This window comes from Providencia sp. PROV_01, assembly GCF_053098325.1.
This window is the reverse complement of record NZ_JBRFKD010000002.1, coordinates 1,690,656-1,708,705: the sequence shown is the minus strand read 5'-3', so window position 1 is coordinate 1,708,705 and position 18,050 is coordinate 1,690,656. Positions and strand designations below refer to the sequence as shown.

Here is an 18,050-nt window from a genome sequence, read left to right as displayed (position 1 = left end):
ATGGCCAAGACTTTATATCAAAAATTGTATGATGCCCACGTTGTCCGTGAGGTCGAAAATGAAATCCCTTTGATTTATATCGATCGTCACTTGGTACATGAAGTTACATCACCTCAAGCATTTGATGGTTTGAGAACTAAAAAACGCCCATTGCATCAACCAAGTAAAACATTTGCCACCATGGATCACAACGTATCGACGCAAACCAAAGATATTAATGCTTGTGGCGATATGGCTCGTATTCAAATGCAAGAGTTAATGAAAAACTGTAAAGAGTTTGGCGTAACTTTATATGATTTGAATCACCCATACCAAGGTATTGTCCATGTGATGGGGCCTGAGCAAGGTATCACTTTACCCGGTATGACCATTGTATGTGGAGACTCCCACACCGCAACACACGGTGCATTTGGCTCATTAGCCTTTGGTATCGGGACGTCAGAAGTTGAGCACGTGATGGCGACTCAAACACTGAAACAAGCACGCGCTAAAACAATGAAAATTGAAGTCGTCGGCAAAGCTCCTGCTGGCATTACCGCAAAAGATATCGTTTTAGCGATTATCGGTACAACTGGTAGCGCAGGCGGTACTGGCTATATTGTTGAGTTTTGCGGTGAAGCCATCGAAAACTTGAGCATGGAAGGCCGTATGACGGTATGCAACATGGCTATTGAATTAGGTGCGAAAGCGGGGATTATCGCACCAGATGAAACCACCTTTGCCTATATGAAAGGTCGCCAATTTGCACCTAAAGGCCAACAGTGGGACGACGCGGTTGCGTATTGGAAAACGTTAAAAACTGATGATGATGCACAATTTGATAAAGTCATTACTATTCAAGCAAGTGGCATCGCACCACAAGTCACATGGGGAACTAACCCGGGGCAAGTAATTGCCATTAACCAACCGATACCTGCCCCAGAATCATTTGCAGACCCTGTTGAGCGTGCTTCTGCGGAGAAAGCATTAGCTTACATGGGGTTAGAGTCCGGTATTAAATTATCTGATGTAAAAATTGATAAAGTATTTATTGGTTCATGTACTAATTCGCGTATTGAAGATTTACGTGCAGCAGCTGCAATTGCTAAAGGAAAAAAAGTTGCCAATGGCGTGCAAGCCATCGTTGTTCCGGGATCTGGCCCTGTTAAAGCCCAAGCGGAACAAGAAGGTTTAGATAAAATTTTCATTGAAGCGGGCTTTGAATGGCGTTTGCCAGGATGCTCTATGTGCTTAGCGATGAATAACGACCGTTTAAACCCTGGCGAACGCTGTGCATCAACCAGTAACCGTAACTTTGAAGGTCGCCAAGGTCGAGCAGGCCGTACTCACTTAGTTAGCCCAGCAATGGCGGCTGCAGCAGCGATTAATGGCCATTTTGCTGATGTACGTGATATTCAAATCTAAGGAGAAAATGATGGAAAAGTTTATTACACACGTCGGGATTGTTGCTCCTTTAGATGCAGCCAATGTGGATACTGATGCCATTATCCCTAAACAATTTTTGCAAAAAGTGACTCGCACTGGTTTTGGCCAACACTTGTTTAATGACTGGCGTTTTTTAGATGAGAACGGGCAACAACCTAACCCTGATTTCGTCTTAAATAAGCCAGTTTTCAAAGGGGCAAGTATTTTATTAGCTCGTGAAAACTTTGGTTGCGGTTCATCCCGTGAGCACGCACCTTGGGCATTGACTGACTTTGGTATTCAAGTGGTTATCGCCCCAAGTTTTGCTGATATTTTTTATGGCAACTCGTTCAACAACCAATTATTACCAATTAAATTAAGTGAAACCGAAGTAGATGAGCTATTTAACTATGTTAATGGCCATGAAGGTTGCCAGTTTACGGTAGACTTAGAAGCTCAAACAGTTACTGCGGGTGATAAAACCTATCATTTTGAAATTGATAGCTTCCGTCGCCACTGCATGATGAATGGTTTGGATAGTATTGGTTTGACGTTGCAACATGTCGACCAGATCACCGATTTTGAAAGCAAGATTCCATCCTTTATGCAGTAAATCCTTTTCTACGCCTACTTTGGTGGGCGTAGTTCCTCTTTTAGCTCTAATTATCCAACTAAACCGCCTACTTCGCACCAAAAATGCGGAATTCATCCATCATTAAAAATTTACAATCCAAAATCACTTCCCCGTTAATATCTTCCTGTATAATTAACCTAAATATTTTGCCCATCACAAAATTTACTTTTACTTTTACTTTTACTTTTACTTTTACTTTTACTTTTACTTAACGATTTTTTCTAAATAGTTTGTGTTGTGGCAAGGCGGAAAAATGAAGATATCCCTAGGAGCATACACCGGTATGTGACTAGGGTAGCGGAGTGAAGCCAACACAGCCACGGCGCAAAATATGACGAAAAAAATAAAAAAAAGCCGGTAAAAACCGGCTCGGTGAGAAACACCATTACTCTAAATGGGGGAGTCGGCCTGCAACTGCAGACCAAACGAGCTACTTACTACCTTCTATTATCGTGAGAATTTAGGAAATTAAAATTGATGTATTTTTTGCCGGAGTTCCTCTTTTATGTCTAATTCGCGATTACAAACCCAATTCATTCGTCTCTGGCAACATTTTCAGGGTCAAGACAGTGAAACAACACTACAAGACATCGCTGATACGCTGTTTTGCTCTCGCCGTCATGTCCGTACTCTGCTTAATAATATGCAGTCACAAGGTTGGCTTAGTTGGCAAGCAGAGTCTGGTCGAGGAAAACGCTCTACCCTTATTTTTCATGTTAATGGCTTGGAGCTACAGCAGGCACAGGCTGAACAACTACTCAAAGAAGAAAGTATTGAAAAACTTGTCGCCCTAGTGGGTGATAAGGAAACCATTCGTCAAATGGTATTGTCTGAACTGGAACGCAGTTATCGACAAGGTAAGAATTTATTACGAATTATTTATTATCGAGATTTCCCGACATTGCTTCCTGGTGCGCCAATGCGCCGCTCAGAAATTCACTTGATGAGCCAAATATTTAATGGCCTTACCCATATAAATGAGGAAAAAGGGGAAGTAGAAGATGGCCTTGCCCACCATTGGCAATCCACCAGCGATACCCAATGGCGTTTTTATTTACGCCCCGCTATTTATTTCCATCATGGGCGAGAAATGGTTACCGACGATATTATTTATTCCCTTTTACGCTTAAAAACCTGTTGGCCGCTATTCTCACATATTCAATCCGTTAGCTCACCGCAGCCTTATGTCATTGATATCACGTTAAGTGAGCCTGATAAACAACTACCTTGGTTATTAGGTAGCCACCATGCCGCCATTTTACCGAAAGAGTGGGAGAGCCTCGAAAACTTTAGCCGTTGCCCAATCGGCACTGGCCCTTATCAAGTAGAAAAAAACTTGCCACAAAAGCTGACCATTACGGCTTTCGACCGCTATTTTGGCTATCGTGCGCTACTCGATGAAGTGACCATTTGGGTGGTTCCTGAACTCTCTGAGCAAATGGTCTGTACAACATTAAAAATGGATGGTGATAAGCACCATAATGGCTCGCTCGAAAGTCGTATGGAAGAAGGCTGTTATTTCCTGTTAATGGATCAGCGTTCACCGATAGCTCAGCGTGAAGATGTTCGTAAGTGGTTATGTAGCTTTTTAACCCCTGTCAACCTACTTGCACATTGCGAACCTTTTTATCAGCGCCATTGGGCACCTGCTTATGGCCTGTTACTCCATTGGCATCACAGTAAAATGCTAACCTTGTTTCCCAAGCCTGAAGATTTAACTGAGCTTACTGTCACTTTTTATCGCCACCACCATGAGTTCTACGCAATTAGCCAAATTATGAAACGGGTTTTACAGATGCAAGGTGTGGAACTTAAGATCAATATCATTGATTACGATGATTGGTTTAATGGCAATGGAGAAAGTGATATTTGGTTAGCAACAGCTAACTTTTTTAAACCTCTCGAATTTTCCATCTTTGCAACCTTGTACGAAATGCCATTGCTACGACAATGCCTTAATAACCCTCTCAGCAATGAACTTAATCTGTGGCGTAATAACCAATTAGATGTCGAAGCTTGGTGTGAAAGCTTAGTTGACTCACAAATCTTTCACCCCGTTTTTCATCATTGGCTTGAATTGCAAGGCCAAAAAACCATGCGCGGTGTACGAATGAATACCTTTGGCTGGTTTGATTTTAAATCTGCGTGGTTTAAACCGTCTGAGGATAACCTAGAAAAATATTGATAGTTATAAACAGATGAAATGAATAATAAGGATGTTATTCACTTTTTCTGTGGATATCCATGTGAACAACCTCATGGTAATCAGGGTATATCCCCAAGTCGCTTTTTTATCAAAAAAAAGCACAGTTGAATAATCACTGATAAATCAAACAAATAAATAGCAAAATAGCCTTTCATCCACTGACTACTTTTTTAACTAACATGCTTAGGACTTTAACTGAGCAAAGATCAAACAACATTGTATTTATCCACAAGATATGTGCTTAACTTACTCATATTTTGTGATTTGCGTCATAAAAACCGTTTCGTCAAGGCTGTAAATACACACAGTAATCTCTATTTTTCACAGTTATCCAGAAATCCTGTGGATAACCTAGTGCATGATCCTGTGATTATCTTGGGATGAACTTGAATAACCTCTGTAATAATTTATAACTTGGATGAATAAATGATATTATACCCCTATATATCAGATAGTTAAAAATACCAAAGAAAAAGTGTTATACTTCTTGAGTTATATGTATTTTCACTGGCTACTTTTTATACATTACTATTCAAACCATGACCCCATTTATTGCACCACCACCACCTGATAACGAAGCGACCTTAATGAGCCGAGCGCAAGCTCTTGCTGGCTACACGCTTGGTGAGCTCGCCCAACACGCAGCTATCCCTATTCCTCAGGATCTCAAGCGCGATAAAGGCTGGGTTGGTATGCTATTGGAATATTATTTAGGCGCGAATGCGGGAAGTAAGGCAGAGCAAGATTTCGCCCATATTGGAATTGAATTAAAAACCATTCCGATTGACCGGTATGGTGTTCCACTTGAAACCACTTTTGTTTCTGTTGCACCGTTAACAGGAAACAGTGGTTTAACATGGGAAAATAGCCATGTTCGCCGCAAGCTGTCCCGTATTTTATGGTTTCCTATTGAAGGGGAAAGGCAAATCCCACTCTCACAACGTAGAGTTGCAAACCCATTAATTTGGAGCCCGTCCCCGTTTGAAGAACAGTTGCTACGGCAAGATTGGGAAGAGTTAATGGACCTCATTGTGTTAGGCAAAGTGGAAAGTATTACTGCACGTCATGGGCAGGTATTACAAATTCGCCCTAAGGCCGCAAACAATAAAGCACTAACGGAAGCTATTGGTGAGTTTGGTCAGCCTATTATGACGCTACCACGTGGTTTTTATCTTAAAAAAGATTTTACCGCGCCCTTACTAGCACGGCATTTTAGTTTAAGTTAGTCGCTAACCATCGCCTGTACCAAAGCAGACGATAAATTATTATCACTGTTTAATTCGTTAATTAGAAGGTACCAAGATGTTTGAGTGGATACTGGATCCCAATGCCTGGATGGCACTCGCTACATTAACCATATTAGAAATTGTCCTAGGCATCGATAATATTATTTTCCTCAGTATTGTGGTGAGCAAACTTCCTAGTCACCAACAAAATAGTGCCAGACGGACTGGGCTTATTGCAGCAATGGTGATGCGTCTTGCATTATTGGCTTCTATTGCGTGGTTATCACGCCTTACCACCCCACTTTTTACTGTCGCTGACCATGTGGTATCCGCTCGCGATCTCATATTATGTGCAGGTGGGATCTTCCTTATTTGGAAAGCAAGCCAAGAAATTTTTGATACGATTGAAGGAGAAGGTGAAAATAGCCTAGCAAATAAAAAAGTGAGCTCATTTTGGGGGGCTATCGTTCAAATTGCTTTGTTAGACATTATCTTCAGTTTAGATTCCGTGATCACGGCTGTGGGGCTATCAGACCACTTATTTATCATGATGGCTGCGGTCGTCATCGCTGTGCTCATTATGATGCTTGCAGCCAAACCCATTGGCGACTTTGTTGAGCGCTACCCTTCTGTAAAAATCTTAGCCTTATCATTTTTGATTCTTGTTGGTTTCACCTTACTACTTGAAAGTGTTCAAGTTCATGTATCAAAAGGCTATATCTACTTTGCGATGTTCTTTTCCATGGCAGTACAAGTTCTCAATATCTTGCGTAGTAAGAAATGGAAAACGAGAAACCAAACTGATTAAGATGGCAATCTAACCGCTTGTTTAGCTGCTAAAATAGCCCCTTCTACCGCTTTTTTCGCTTGTGGGCTATTTTTCCAGCAACTTGAGCCTGTTAATGCGGCCCCATAAATTAAAATTTCATCGTAGGAAGCTTCACTTAATTGTGCGAGTGAACTAAACCCCATTTGTTCTAAACGGCTAATCACTGTGGGCCCGACCCCTTTAACTGCCAACAAAATCTGTTTTTCTGATTCAGAAAATGCCATTTTACTCTTCTCATTGTTAATGAATTGATATTTATTAAGCTAATATTTTGCATTTTACCTATTTAATACTTTAAAATTGCAACTATAACAATGCCAGTTTTAATAATTATTAGCTGACCTATCTTATCACCCAATCTGTACCTGCTCTGTGTTAGGAATTCACCATGTATAACGCACCACTGACCAACACACATCAACACACGATGAAATTACCTGATAACCGCCAATTTTGCTGGTTTGAATCAGGCCCTAAAACAGGTTTTCCTGTTATTTTTTGTACAGGAGCAGGGATGAGTGGTTCATTAGGGTTTGGTTTGGATTTACTCGAACAACTGAACATTCGTTTGATTGTTCCTGAACGTGCGGGCCTTGGTGAATCCACTTTTCACCCTGAAAAATCATTGAAAAGCTTTGCTATGGATGTGCAAGCACTGCTAAATGAGCAATCCATTACCCGATTTTCTGTCGTTGGTTTTTCTCAAGGTGCTGTTTTTGCGATGGCTATCGCCCACTATTGCCAGCCTATTTCACTGTCTATTGTGTCTGGGCAAGACCAATTTGAATACCCTGCAACTCGCGCGATACTCCGCACGGATGTCGTGAACATGCAAGAACAAGCTCTTAACACCCCTGAAGCCCTGTCAGATTGGCTATTAAAGAATGTCACTGGTGAGTGGCTGTTGGCATTTATTCTTAATTGCAGCGCAGATATTGACCAACAACTTTATAATGAAGAACAATTCCTTGATGCCTATACTGCGTGTATTCGACGCGCTTTTGCACAAGGTAATCAAGGTTATGTACAGGATTTAATCCTCTCTTTACAGCCTTGGGGATTCACCCCTGAAGATATTCAATGCCCGACATCCTTATGGTATGGCGAATTAGATATGAGCACCGTGCACTCCCCCGATTTTGGTAAAATTTTGTCCGGTCGCTTACTAAACTGCAACCACCATTTACATTCGCAAGAAGGCGGCTCTTTGCTTTGGACTCAAGCAGACAATATCTTAGTTGATATTCAGAAATACGCCGCATAAACAAAAACCGCGATGAGTTATTCATCGCGGCTATTATTGCATCCTAGATTCATATTAATGAATTAACGATACACAATCCCGCCATCAGTCAAAATAGATTGGCCAGTAATATAGTCAGAGTCATCGCTCGCTAAAAATGCAACCAAACCTGCCACATCATCTGGCGTTTGTGCACGACCTAATGCGATGCCTTCGACATATTTTTTATAGGTTTCACCTTTTGGCGTACCTGTGATTTCAGAGAAGCGCTCATCAATCTCTACCCACATATCTGTCCCAACAATACCTGGGCAATAAGCATTCACAGTGATACCTGAACTGGCGTATTCTTTTGCCGCGGCTTGCGTTAATGCGCGTACGGCAAATTTTGTGGCAGAGTAAACGCCTAACATTGCAAAACCATCATGTCCTGCAATAGAGGATGCATTGATGATTTTTCCTTTGTGTTTACGTTCTTGGAATTTTTCACTAGCAGCTTGAATGCCCCACATGGTTCCATCTACGTTGATTTTGAAGATTAAATCCATATCTTCTTGGCGAACATCAGCGATTGGCTTAACTTGTGCAATCCCCGCGTTATTAATCATTACATCAAAACCACCCAATTCAGCTTCTGCATGAGCCACCGCAGCAAAAACTTGGTCACGTTGACTGATATCTGCGGCAAATGTTGTTACTTTACGGCCTAACGCTTCAATTTCTTTGGCAACATCTTGGAGCTTGTCTTTTTTCAAATCCACCAGTGCGATATCAGCGCCTTCTTTCGCTAAACGCAATGCGATACCACGACCAATACCTTGAGCTGCACCAGTAACTAAGATAACTTTATTATTTAACGCCATACTTTTCTCCTACTGAATAATAGCCAAATTGACTAGTTCACCTTTAATATTAAGTTAGCAACAATAACAATAAGTTACAAAGTATTAATTTTAGCCTAATATTTGTTATTTATAAAAAATATTTCACTATTTACAAGGTTAATATGTTTTTTTTACCGTAGAAAAATACATATATACGTAAATTATAAGATTATTGTTAATAAAAATCATTCTCAATTTAATAAACAAAAAATGCGATTTATTGATTTTTAGTATAATTGATAACCACTTATATAAAATATGGACATAAAAAAGCCACCAATCGGTGGCTTAATGATGCAATTGAAAATAAATGACTTATTTTTTAGCGGCTTGGATATACAGCATCTCTAATGCGATAGATGCTGCGGCTAATGCCGTGATTTCAGATTGGTCATAAGCCGGAGCGACTTCCACTAAATCCATACCCACGATATTTAATGACTGTATTCCACGCAATAATTTCAATGCACGATCTGACGTTAAACCACCAATAACAGGGGTTCCTGTGCCCGGTGCAAATGCAGGGTCAAGGCAGTCTATATCGAAAGTCAGGTAAACAGGTAGGTCACCGACAATCTCTTTGATCTGCGCGACCATATCATCCACACTGCGATCATTCACCTGACCTGCATCCAATACAGTAAAGCCATTATCGCTGTCATGTTCGGTACGAATACCAATTTGTACTGAATGATTTGGGTCGATCAGACCTTCTTTTGGTGCATGATAGAACATGGTTCCGTGGTCAAATTTGCTGCCATTGCCATAGGTGTCAGTGTGCGCATCGAAATGAACCAAGGCCATTTTACCGAAGTGTTTTGCATGAGCGCGCAGCAATGGCAGTGTAACGAAATGGTCACCACCAAAGGTCAAGCAGCGTTTACCTGATTCAAGTAGTTTTTCAGTATGTGCTTGCAGTTTATCACTCATGTCTTGCGCATCACCGAAAGCAAACACCACATCACCACAATCGACGACATTTAAACGTTCGGTTAGTTTAAAGTTCCACGGCCAACGGTGACTTTCCCATGCAAGGTTAGTAGACACTTGGCGAATAGCGGCTGGCCCATGACGGCTACCTGCACGGCCTGAGGTTGCCATATCGAAGGGCACACCCGTGATCACCCACTCAGCGTCTGAGCTGTAAGGCTGAAAATTCAGCGGAAAACGTAAGAAACCAAATGCGTTAGAAACCAGTGAATTATCAACTTGATTGCCTAAAGTACTATTAATCATTTTTCTTCCTCAAATAGGCCAGCCCGTTAGCAAGCCCTTTTTATATTTGGTTCGAATAGTTTTACCTAATTAACTTCGTACAGTATAAATAATAAACAAATCATGTTATTTGCACAAAGTTATTATCTGTTCACTATCTTAATGCCCTATGAGTCATTTAATGCGCTAAATAGTTTATGTTGTGGCTAGGCGGCAAAATGAGCCAATCCCTAGGAGCATACACAAGTATGTAACCCGAATAACTGAGCGTTGCCACACCACCACCACTTGAAGCATAACGAACATTGAATATATTAATCTCATATATTAATGCGCTAAATAGTTCGTGCTGTCGCTAGGCGGCAAAATGAGCCAATCCCTAGGAGCATACACAAGTATGTGACTAGGGTTGGCAAATGCAGCCAACAACGCGACGGTGCGAAATATAACGCGCATTGAGCATTTATTCGTCTTCTAAATAAGTATACCCATATAGGCCATTCTCGAACTCTTCCACAAAGTCTTTTTGAAGTTGCTCACTTAAACCGGTGCCTTTTACTTGCTCTGTAAAGCTTTCTAGTAGGACTTCCGGTACTAATTTGACGTATTGCAGCATATCTGCCACAGAATCGCCCTCTTCACTTTGCAAGTAACGCAAGTTGCCTTGGCTATCAACCCAGACATCTATCGCGGCAGTATCACCAAATAGGTTATGCATGTTACCTAAAATTTCTTGGTATGCCCCAATCATAAAGAAACCTATCATTGGTGGGTTTTCTGGGTCATATGCAGGCATTGGCATTGTGGTTTCAACGCCATCACCATCCACATAATGGTCAATAATACCGTCTGAGTCACAGGTGATATCTAACAGTACCGCGCGACGGTCTAATGGTTTATCTAACCCTTCAATCGGTAATACTGGGAACACTTGGTCGATTCCCCAAGAGTCTGGTAGCGATTGGAATAAGGAAAAATTCACATAAAACTTATCAGCCATGCGCTCTTGGAGTTCGTCGATTATCGGACGATGAGCACGATTACTTGGATCTAAATCCTGTTGAATACGGCGGCAAATATTTAGATATAACTCTTCTGCCCATGCTCGTTGCGTTAAATCTAGTACGCCGTGTGCATACTGAGTGTGCGCTTCTTGTAAGTCGAACTGGCTATCATGCAGCCATTCACGTAATGAACGGCTATTACCTTGATGCTGCATTGACTCCCACGTTTCCCATAAGGAAATCAATGAACGTGGTGCATCTTCATGAGGTGGTGTTGTTTTGGTAAATTCATTACGCTCAACACCAATTACATTGGAGACTAAAACGGTATGATGAGCAGTAAGAGCTCGGCCAGACTCTGTGATTACGGTTGGGTGCGGTAAATCGAATTCTTCACACGCATCCCCAATTGCCCAAATCACGTTGTTAGCGTATTCATTTAAACCATAGTTGACCGAGCAATCGGATTGAGAACGAGTACCTTCATAGTCAACACCAAGGCCACCGCCCACATCAAAGCACTGAATGTTAACGCCTAGGCGATGTAATTCCACATAGAAACGCGCTGATTCACGGACACCCGTAGCGATGTCGCGAATATTGGCCATCTGAGAGCCTAAATGGAAATGAAGCAACTGTAAGCTGTCTAGGCGATTCGCATTGCGTAAAATTTCCACTAATTGCAGTACTTGAGTTGCAGCCAAACCAAATTTAGATTTTTCACCGCCACTTGCCTGCCATTTACCTGAGCCTTGGGAAGCCAAACGGGCACGAACCCCTAAGCGTGGTGTGACATTTAAGCTTTCCGCTTCTGCCAATACCATCTCAATTTCAGACATTTTTTCGATAACAAGATAAACCTTGTGACCTAATTTTTCCCCAATTAACGCTAATCGGATATATTCACGGTCTTTATACCCATTACAGACGATAACAGTCTGTGTTTTACCTGCGTTGGCTAAAACAGCCATTAATTCAGCTTTTGAACCCGCTTCAAGGCCGAGCGGCTCGCCAGAATTAACCAGCGATTCAATGACTCGGCGTTGCTGGTTAACTTTTATGGGATAAACCAGAAAGTAATCGCCTTTATAGCCATAAGACTCACGTGCGCGTCTAAATGCCGCGTTTATTGAACGTAAACGATGCTGTAAGATTTGCGGGAAACAAAACAATGCAGGTAAGCGTAAATGCTCCTGCTCTTCTTTAACCTGATTAACGAGGTCAGCTAAATCAACAAAGGTGTCAGGGTTCTCAGGATTCGGGCAAACACAGACATTTCCGCGCTCATTCACCTGATAGTAACCACCACCCCAATACGCGATGTTGTACGTCTGACGCATTTTGCGAGCGATATTATCATTCATAATAAACTCCTTTTATGGAGGGGTGAGTGACGCGTTCTCCTTCCTGATGCATGTCAGTGAGGACATAACACTGCAAGGCAGTTATGTCGGGGAAACGGCAATACTCAGATTTTAATAAAAAGTGCTTAGAACTTCTAAACAGTGACAATATACGACCTTAAGCTGACAGATTAATGACTCAGCCTCGAAGGTGTATTAAAGATGTGACGGTAACTTCGTGATGAAGTAAAGAATGACAGGAAAGTAAATGCCAAAGTCACGCGGCGATCCGCATATGACGGTTGGATACTGTTATTCAGTAGATTATGGATCATTACCCATTAACCCCCAATATAACTGTTTACCCCTTTAAAATTTCAATGTGGTAGCACTATTTTGGCAGTTTGACCTGTTGATTTAAGCTATATCACCTTATTTTTTATTGAAATTCAAAAGTTTATAAACATTCCTGATAGATAGCAGAAGTTTTATATCATTCTGCTGGTATATAACGGGAAACAACAACCATCCGTTACGGTCGCAGTTTATACATCTATTGCGCTCAAAAAGCAAAACCAAAATGACTAAATTGCGATAAAACTTTACCCATTGCTGTTTTATGGTTCTATTCCTTTTTTGTATAAATACAGGTAGAAATTTTTACCGTATGGGACTAAAATAGCCGTCTAGATGTTAAAACATCCAATTATAAATTTGCGAATTCTTAAGGTATTAATCTCATGGCTACACATCTCTTTACTTCTGAGTCTGTATCAGAAGGGCATCCAGATAAAATTGCTGATCAAATCTCTGACGCAGTACTTGATGCTATTCTGGAACAAGACCCGAAAGCTCGCGTTGCCTGCGAAACCTACGTCAAAACAGGTATGGTAATGGTCGGGGGAGAAATCACCACCAGTGCTTGGGTTGATATTGAAGAAATCACGCGCAAAACTGTTCGCGAAATTGGCTACACCAGTTCCGAAATGGGCTTCGATGCCAATTCATGTGCTGTTTTAAGTGCAATTGGTAAACAGTCGCCTGATATCAACCAAGGTGTTGACCGTGTTGACCCATCAGAACAAGGCGCGGGTGACCAAGGCCTAATGTTTGGTTATGCAACCAACGAAACTGATGTATTAATGCCTGCTCCTATTACTTATGCACACCGCTTAGTTCAGCGCCAAGCGGATGTTCGTAAAAATGGCACGTTGCCATGGTTACGCCCAGATGCGAAAAGTCAGGTAACATTCCAATACGACAATAACAAAATTGTAGGTATTGATGCCGTTGTTTTATCTACTCAGCATTCTGAAGATATTCAACAAAAAGACCTGCATGAAGCGGTGATGGAAGAGATCATCAAGCCAGTTCTACCAGCAGAGTGGTTATCAAAAGATACCAAGTACTTTATTAACCCAACGGGTCGTTTTGTTATCGGTGGGCCGATGGGTGACTGTGGCTTAACAGGCCGTAAAATCATTGTAGATACCTACGGCGGTATGGCTCGCCATGGCGGTGGGGCATTCTCTGGTAAAGACCCATCAAAAGTTGACCGTTCAGCAGCCTATGCAGCACGTTACGTGGCAAAAAATATTGTCGCCGCGGGCCTCGCAGACCGTTGTGAAATTCAAGTTTCTTACGCTATCGGCGTGGCAGAACCGACATCGATTATGGTAGAAACCTTTGGAACAGGTAAAGTTGATGAGTCATTATTAATTCAATTAGTTCGTGAATTCTTTGACTTACGTCCTTACGGCTTAATCAAGATGCTTGACTTATTACACCCAATTTACCAACAAACTGCTTCATACGGCCACTTTGGTCGTTCACAGTTCCCATGGGAAAAAACTGACAAAGCTGAAGCATTGCGTGCCGCCGCAGGCTTGTAATTACGTCGGTAAATAAACCACATACAACCAAACCCATCTAATGATGGGTTTGAGGTTGTTGACAAAGCGGGATAAAAGCGTGGTTTTTCCCGCTTTGTGTTATCAGCCGAAATCAATAAATTGATTTTCCTCGTTTATTTTCAAAACCGATTAGACTTGCGCTGAATTAACGGTTAATTTTTTTGCGTAAACTGGAAAATAGCCATTCCAGCAACCATCGCTAATGTAAATATTATCCCTTGTGTTAATCCCATTCCCGTTAACAATAATGCAGGTCCTGGGCAAATCCCTGCTAGCCCCCATCCCACACCAAATAACACACTTCCGGTGACTAGTTTTTTATCTATCGTTTGATTGGTCGGAATTTGCAATGGGCAATTTAGTACACTAACAGAACGTTTTTTAACCCCTAAGAAAGCAATACCACTGATTACCATTCCAACTGCCATCGTAATTAATAAAGAGGGATCCCACGTTCCAGTAATATCTAAAAACGCTAAAATCTTTGCTGGATTTCCCATTCCGGCAATGACCAATCCTAAACCAAACAATATCCCTGAAATTAATGCGATAAGAATAGGCATTGGTTTATCTCCCTATCCCATAATGGTTAGCTAATGCGACTGTTACAAAAGCAACAATCATAAAGACCAATACAGCAACAATTGAACGACGAGATAACCTTGCCATGCCACAAATCCCATGGCCGCTAGTACAACCACTTCCAAGCCGTGAGCCAAAACCAACAAACAGCCCAGCTAAAACTAAAATAGGTGTACTGGTTGCAATGCTAACTTCTGGTGTAAACGCCAACCAAGTAAATAGTGCTGGGGCGCTCATCAGACCAATAATAAAAGCGACTTTCCACGCAGTATCTCCCTTCGTTAGTTTTAGCAACCCACCTAAAATACCGCTAATACCCGCAATACGGCCGTTAAAAACTAATAAAATTGCAGCGGCTAACCCAATCAATACACCGCCAATTGCAGCAGACAGTGGTGTAAAATTAGCCCAATCGATTGTCATTTCATATCTCCTTCACAGGGCAATAAAGCTGGTATAATGTATTGAGTAACGTAAATAATTTCGCATCTGCAATCGCATAGTAAATGCGCTTTCCTTCACGACGCGTCATCACTAAGCCTTCATTACGCAATACCGTTAATTGTTGAGAGAGTGTCGGTTGTAATATTCCTAACTGCTCTTCTAACTCACTCACGCAGGCTTCACCCTGTGTTAATTGGCATAATAAAATTAAACGATCAGGATTCCCTAGTGTTTTCAATAATGAAGCTGTTTCTGACGCGGCCTGCTTCATCGCTAATAGTTGCTGTTCAGATGGATTATTGTGCATATGTTCTTGCTGTTTTATATTATATAAAAATAAAATATATATTTTGGTATAATATATGTCAATTATTGCTTGTTTATGCCCATTGCCTTCACGTATCCTTTACTCCATGAAAACAATCCGTGTTCCACTTTTTCTACAACAACAAGTTATGCGCATATTGCGAGAAAAGCTCGCACTTGCAGAGCATAAACTCGAACAGTCATTTCCAGAACCAACGGTTAATTACAAACAACGGGGAACAACTGCGGGTAGTGCTTACTTAAAAGAATGGGAAATTCGCCTCAACCCCAGTTTACTCATCGAAAATACAGAACAATTTATTGATGAGGTTGTGCCTCATGAATTAGCGCATTTGTTGGTTTTTCATATATTTGGCCGTAAAAATATCGCACCACATGGCAAAGAATGGAAATGGATGATGCAACACGTACTGGAAGTCACAGCGAAACGTACACACAACTTTGCGGTTACGACAGTAAAAAGTAAAACTTTTCGCTACCATTGTGCCTGTGAAATGACTCATGAATTAACCATACGCCGTCATAACAAAGTGCTACGAGGTGAAAACCAATATTTATGTCGAAAATGTGGGGAAGTGTTAAAACAAGAAGAGGTTTTTGTCGCTGCGGCAGAAAATTAACCTTTCTGCCGCATCAAGTTTGAGGTGTGCGCTTAGGCAAACTCTGTCATCACTAATTTTGCGATTTCAAAGTAAATAATTAAGCCAGTTCCATCAATAAAAGTTGCAATGAACGGTGCAGAAACGACTGCTGGGTCCACTTTCAGTTTTTTCAATACCATTGGAATAATCGAAGAAACAACCGCGCTCCACATTGTAATCGCAACGATGGTTAAGCTAACCACAATAGTCACTTCGTGGCCAACACCTAAAATCCATGCACGGATTAATGCCGCACCACCGATAGTCACCGCAACTAAAAATGAGGTAGAGACCTCTTTCTTTAGTACTGTGCCGAGATTACGTAAACTCACCTCGCCCAATGCCATTGCACGGACTAATGTTGATGTAATTTGTGTTCCACTATTACCGCCTGTACCAATCAACAGCGGAATGAAAAACGCTAACGAAATTGCGGCTTCGAGTTGTTCTTCAAATGCTTTTAATACAGTTCCTGTATACGCTTCGGCCACAAATAGCATCAACAACCAAACGACACGTTTACGCCATAAAGTTATAGGGCTTGTCGTTAAGTAGGGCTCATCTAATGGGGTGGTAGCGCCTTGTAGCTGCGCATCAAGTGTATTCTCATCTTCAATCAGTTCGGCGATATCTTGCGGACGCAAAACACCCATTAATTTGCCAAATTGCACCACAGGTATCATATCTAAACCGCTATGATTAATCAGGTCATAAACATCATGACGTGATTGTTCTGGGGCAACAGAAAAATAATTGTGTCTCATGATATCAGACACTAATAAATTTTCAGGTGAAGCTAATAATGATTTAACTGAAAGAATACCATTTAAATAATTGTCGTTATCGACAACAAATAAATAGGTTGGGATTTGCTCGCCATCAAGGTGCTCAATAAGATTTTGTTTCACACAAGCTATTGAGTCTGCGACAGAAACTGGCAAATATGATTGACTCATATAAGCGCTGACTGTTGCATCATCAACTTTTGGTGACGGTGTATTATTGTCTTTGAGGCGCGCGCCTTTCATTGCGGATTGAGCAATAGCAACTGCTCCCGCTTTGTTCTGGGTAGTGAATGTCATTTTTTTAGTCCCTATTACTGTTGGTTACTCAAACAGTACTCACATAGGGGCGAAACCAGATGAGAGAATGCGAAAGCTATCTCTTCGTCTCGGTTTTAGCACTATACAACGTATCCTGATTTAGCAGGAAGTTACATGGGGATATACCTTCGGTCGATATATCCTGTCCTAATCTTGGGCGTCTCTCGACGTCGTCAGATCAGTAACCTATGTTTGTATAGGAGCCTCGCCTAACGAGATACTGCACTTTGGATGCGGCGCGAATTATACCCATTGGTGAATTAATTGCCACCCTATATCTACGGTTTTTTACGCATGAGAAACTTATTGTTTAGGTTTCGTTTAAGTTTATATTAAATAAATCTTCACAAAGTAACAGAATGTAACTAATAATAAAATTAAATATTCAAATTAAAATAAATATATTTAGTTACTTATCAATAACCAACCCTTAGATAAATCTAAATAATATTTGTAATATTATTTAGTAAATCTTATCGATAATTAATCAAAACTTACCTGTCGATTTACCTTATAATACAAAAAAACAATATAAAGGAGTTAGCCTAATTAAATATAACTGAAACGCTTTATTAGAGTATATACAATCACTAATATTAATCACCTATTGGTTTTTTATATTAAAAATAATCAAACAAGTAAATTATGATATAAGAAAATACACTTATATCACTATTTAATTCGACATTATCATTAAAAACTATTCTTTTAAATTGTTAATATTTAATTTCAGACATCAATACAGTATTAAATATCACAAGAATTATCTTAGAATATTTTTTATTTTATTTAACAGTGAAAGTTTTATTATGGATAAAGTAATTGTTGGAATGTTAACAAACTTAACATTTCGCGTAAATGATGAAATCAAAATTGCTGCCATTTCTGCTTTAGGAGATTTCAAAGCAACGATTGAGTATAATGATGCCATCATAAGAATCATAGACTTATGTCAAGACCCAAATAAAGAGGTTGCTGTGTCAGCGATTAATACACTCAGCAAATTATCTATTTATTTTTTACGTAGTTCACTACCGGAACATTAATTACAC

17 protein-coding genes and 1 riboswitch are annotated in these 18,050 nt (G+C 40.6%); of the genes, 9 read left to right on the top strand and 8 right to left on the bottom strand.

Annotated elements, in window-relative coordinates; all coding sequences use genetic code 11:
• From leuC to ACU696_RS08290, 5 genes are all read left to right on the top strand, one after another.
• Complete coding sequence (leuC, locus tag ACU696_RS08310) at positions 1–1,404, top strand: 3-isopropylmalate dehydratase large subunit (protein ID WP_209101930.1); 1,404 nt, start codon at positions 1–3, stop codon at positions 1,402–1,404.
• 7 nt (positions 1,405–1,411) lie between these two features.
• On the top strand, positions 1,412–2,017 hold the full coding sequence (gene leuD, locus ACU696_RS08305) for a 3-isopropylmalate dehydratase small subunit (protein WP_117162798.1): 606 nt from the start codon (positions 1,412–1,414) through the stop codon (positions 2,015–2,017).
• Between the two features lie 526 nt (positions 2,018–2,543).
• The gene (gene sgrR, locus ACU696_RS08300) at positions 2,544–4,223 is read left to right on the top strand and encodes an HTH-type transcriptional regulator SgrR (RefSeq protein WP_004913225.1); all 1,680 of its coding nucleotides are present in this window, start codon (positions 2,544–2,546) and stop codon (positions 4,221–4,223) included.
• Positions 4,224–4,783: 560 nt separating this feature from the next.
• On the top strand, positions 4,784–5,470 hold the full coding sequence (gene mutH, locus ACU696_RS08295) for a DNA mismatch repair endonuclease MutH (protein ID WP_004913228.1): 687 nt from the start codon (positions 4,784–4,786) through the stop codon (positions 5,468–5,470).
• A gap of 76 nt (positions 5,471–5,546) precedes the next feature.
• Positions 5,547–6,278 (top strand): TerC family protein, encoded by a 732-nt coding sequence (locus ACU696_RS08290; RefSeq protein ID WP_004913230.1) that lies wholly within the window; start codon positions 5,547–5,549, stop codon positions 6,276–6,278.
• On the opposite strand, the gene ACU696_RS08285 is transcribed toward ACU696_RS08290, so the two are convergent.
• Complete coding sequence (locus tag ACU696_RS08285; RefSeq protein ID WP_110732106.1) at positions 6,275–6,523, bottom strand: helix-hairpin-helix domain-containing protein; 249 nt, start codon at positions 6,521–6,523, stop codon at positions 6,275–6,277. The genes ACU696_RS08290 and ACU696_RS08285 overlap by 4 nt on opposite strands.
• A 164-nt stretch (positions 6,524–6,687) precedes the next feature.
• Between ACU696_RS08285 and ACU696_RS08280 the strand changes: the two genes are divergently transcribed.
• Positions 6,688–7,563 (top strand): alpha/beta fold hydrolase, encoded by an 876-nt coding sequence (locus ACU696_RS08280; protein WP_109912700.1) that lies wholly within the window; start codon positions 6,688–6,690, stop codon positions 7,561–7,563.
• A gap of 62 nt (positions 7,564–7,625) precedes the next feature.
• Here the strand turns inward: ACU696_RS08280 and ACU696_RS08275 are convergent, their stop codons facing one another.
• The 3 genes from ACU696_RS08275 to speA all read right to left on the bottom strand — a co-directional run bounded on the left by ACU696_RS08275 (position 7,626) and on the right by speA (position 12,009).
• Positions 7,626–8,405 (bottom strand): acetoin reductase, encoded by a 780-nt coding sequence (locus ACU696_RS08275; protein ID WP_004913238.1) that lies wholly within the window; start codon positions 8,403–8,405, stop codon positions 7,626–7,628.
• Between the two features lie 336 nt (positions 8,406–8,741).
• Complete coding sequence (gene speB / locus ACU696_RS08270) at positions 8,742–9,662, bottom strand: agmatinase (RefSeq protein ID WP_109912701.1); 921 nt, start codon at positions 9,660–9,662, stop codon at positions 8,742–8,744.
• A 442-nt stretch (positions 9,663–10,104) separates the two neighbouring features.
• Positions 10,105–12,009 (bottom strand): biosynthetic arginine decarboxylase, encoded by a 1,905-nt coding sequence (gene speA / locus ACU696_RS08265; protein WP_004262076.1) that lies wholly within the window; start codon positions 12,007–12,009, stop codon positions 10,105–10,107.
• A 719-nt stretch (positions 12,010–12,728) separates the two neighbouring features.
• Here speA and metK point away from each other — a divergent pair.
• Positions 12,729–13,880, top strand: coding sequence for a methionine adenosyltransferase (gene metK, locus ACU696_RS08260; RefSeq protein ID WP_004262078.1), 1,152 nt, complete (start codon positions 12,729–12,731; stop codon positions 13,878–13,880).
• 173 nt (positions 13,881–14,053) lie between these two features.
• Here the strand turns inward: metK and ACU696_RS08255 are convergent, their stop codons facing one another.
• The 3 genes from ACU696_RS08255 to ACU696_RS08245 are packed head-to-tail and all read right to left on the bottom strand — an operon-like array spanning position 14,054 to position 15,234.
• Positions 14,054–14,464, bottom strand: coding sequence for a DUF6691 family protein (locus ACU696_RS08255; RefSeq protein ID WP_004262080.1), 411 nt, complete (start codon positions 14,462–14,464; stop codon positions 14,054–14,056).
• A 4-nt stretch (positions 14,465–14,468) separates the two neighbouring features.
• Positions 14,469–14,906, bottom strand: coding sequence for a YeeE/YedE family protein (locus ACU696_RS08250; protein ID WP_164528540.1), 438 nt, complete (start codon positions 14,904–14,906; stop codon positions 14,469–14,471).
• A 1-nt stretch (position 14,907) separates the two neighbouring features.
• Positions 14,908–15,234, bottom strand: coding sequence for an ArsR/SmtB family transcription factor (locus ACU696_RS08245; protein ID WP_110732107.1), 327 nt, complete (start codon positions 15,232–15,234; stop codon positions 14,908–14,910).
• A 106-nt stretch (positions 15,235–15,340) separates the two neighbouring features.
• Between ACU696_RS08245 and ACU696_RS08240 the strand changes: the two genes are divergently transcribed.
• Entirely contained in the window at positions 15,341–15,874 is a 534-nt protein-coding gene (locus tag ACU696_RS08240) for a SprT family zinc-dependent metalloprotease (protein ID WP_147318185.1), read from the top strand.
• Between the two features lie 32 nt (positions 15,875–15,906).
• Here the strand turns inward: ACU696_RS08240 and ACU696_RS08235 are convergent, their stop codons facing one another.
• The gene (locus ACU696_RS08235; protein ID WP_004913251.1) at positions 15,907–16,977 is read right to left on the bottom strand and encodes a magnesium transporter; all 1,071 of its coding nucleotides are present in this window, start codon (positions 16,975–16,977) and stop codon (positions 15,907–15,909) included.
• A 73-nt stretch (positions 16,978–17,050) separates the two neighbouring features.
• Positions 17,051–17,222: riboswitch (M-box (ykoK) riboswitch) on the bottom strand.
• Between the two features lie 585 nt (positions 17,223–17,807).
• Between ACU696_RS08235 and ACU696_RS08230 the strand changes: the two genes are divergently transcribed.
• Positions 17,808–18,044 carry a HEAT repeat domain-containing protein gene (locus ACU696_RS08230; RefSeq protein WP_004913253.1) on the top strand — a complete coding sequence of 79 codons (237 nt, stop codon included), beginning with the start codon at positions 17,808–17,810 and terminating at the stop codon, positions 18,042–18,044.
• Positions 18,045–18,050 lie beyond the last annotated feature (6 nt).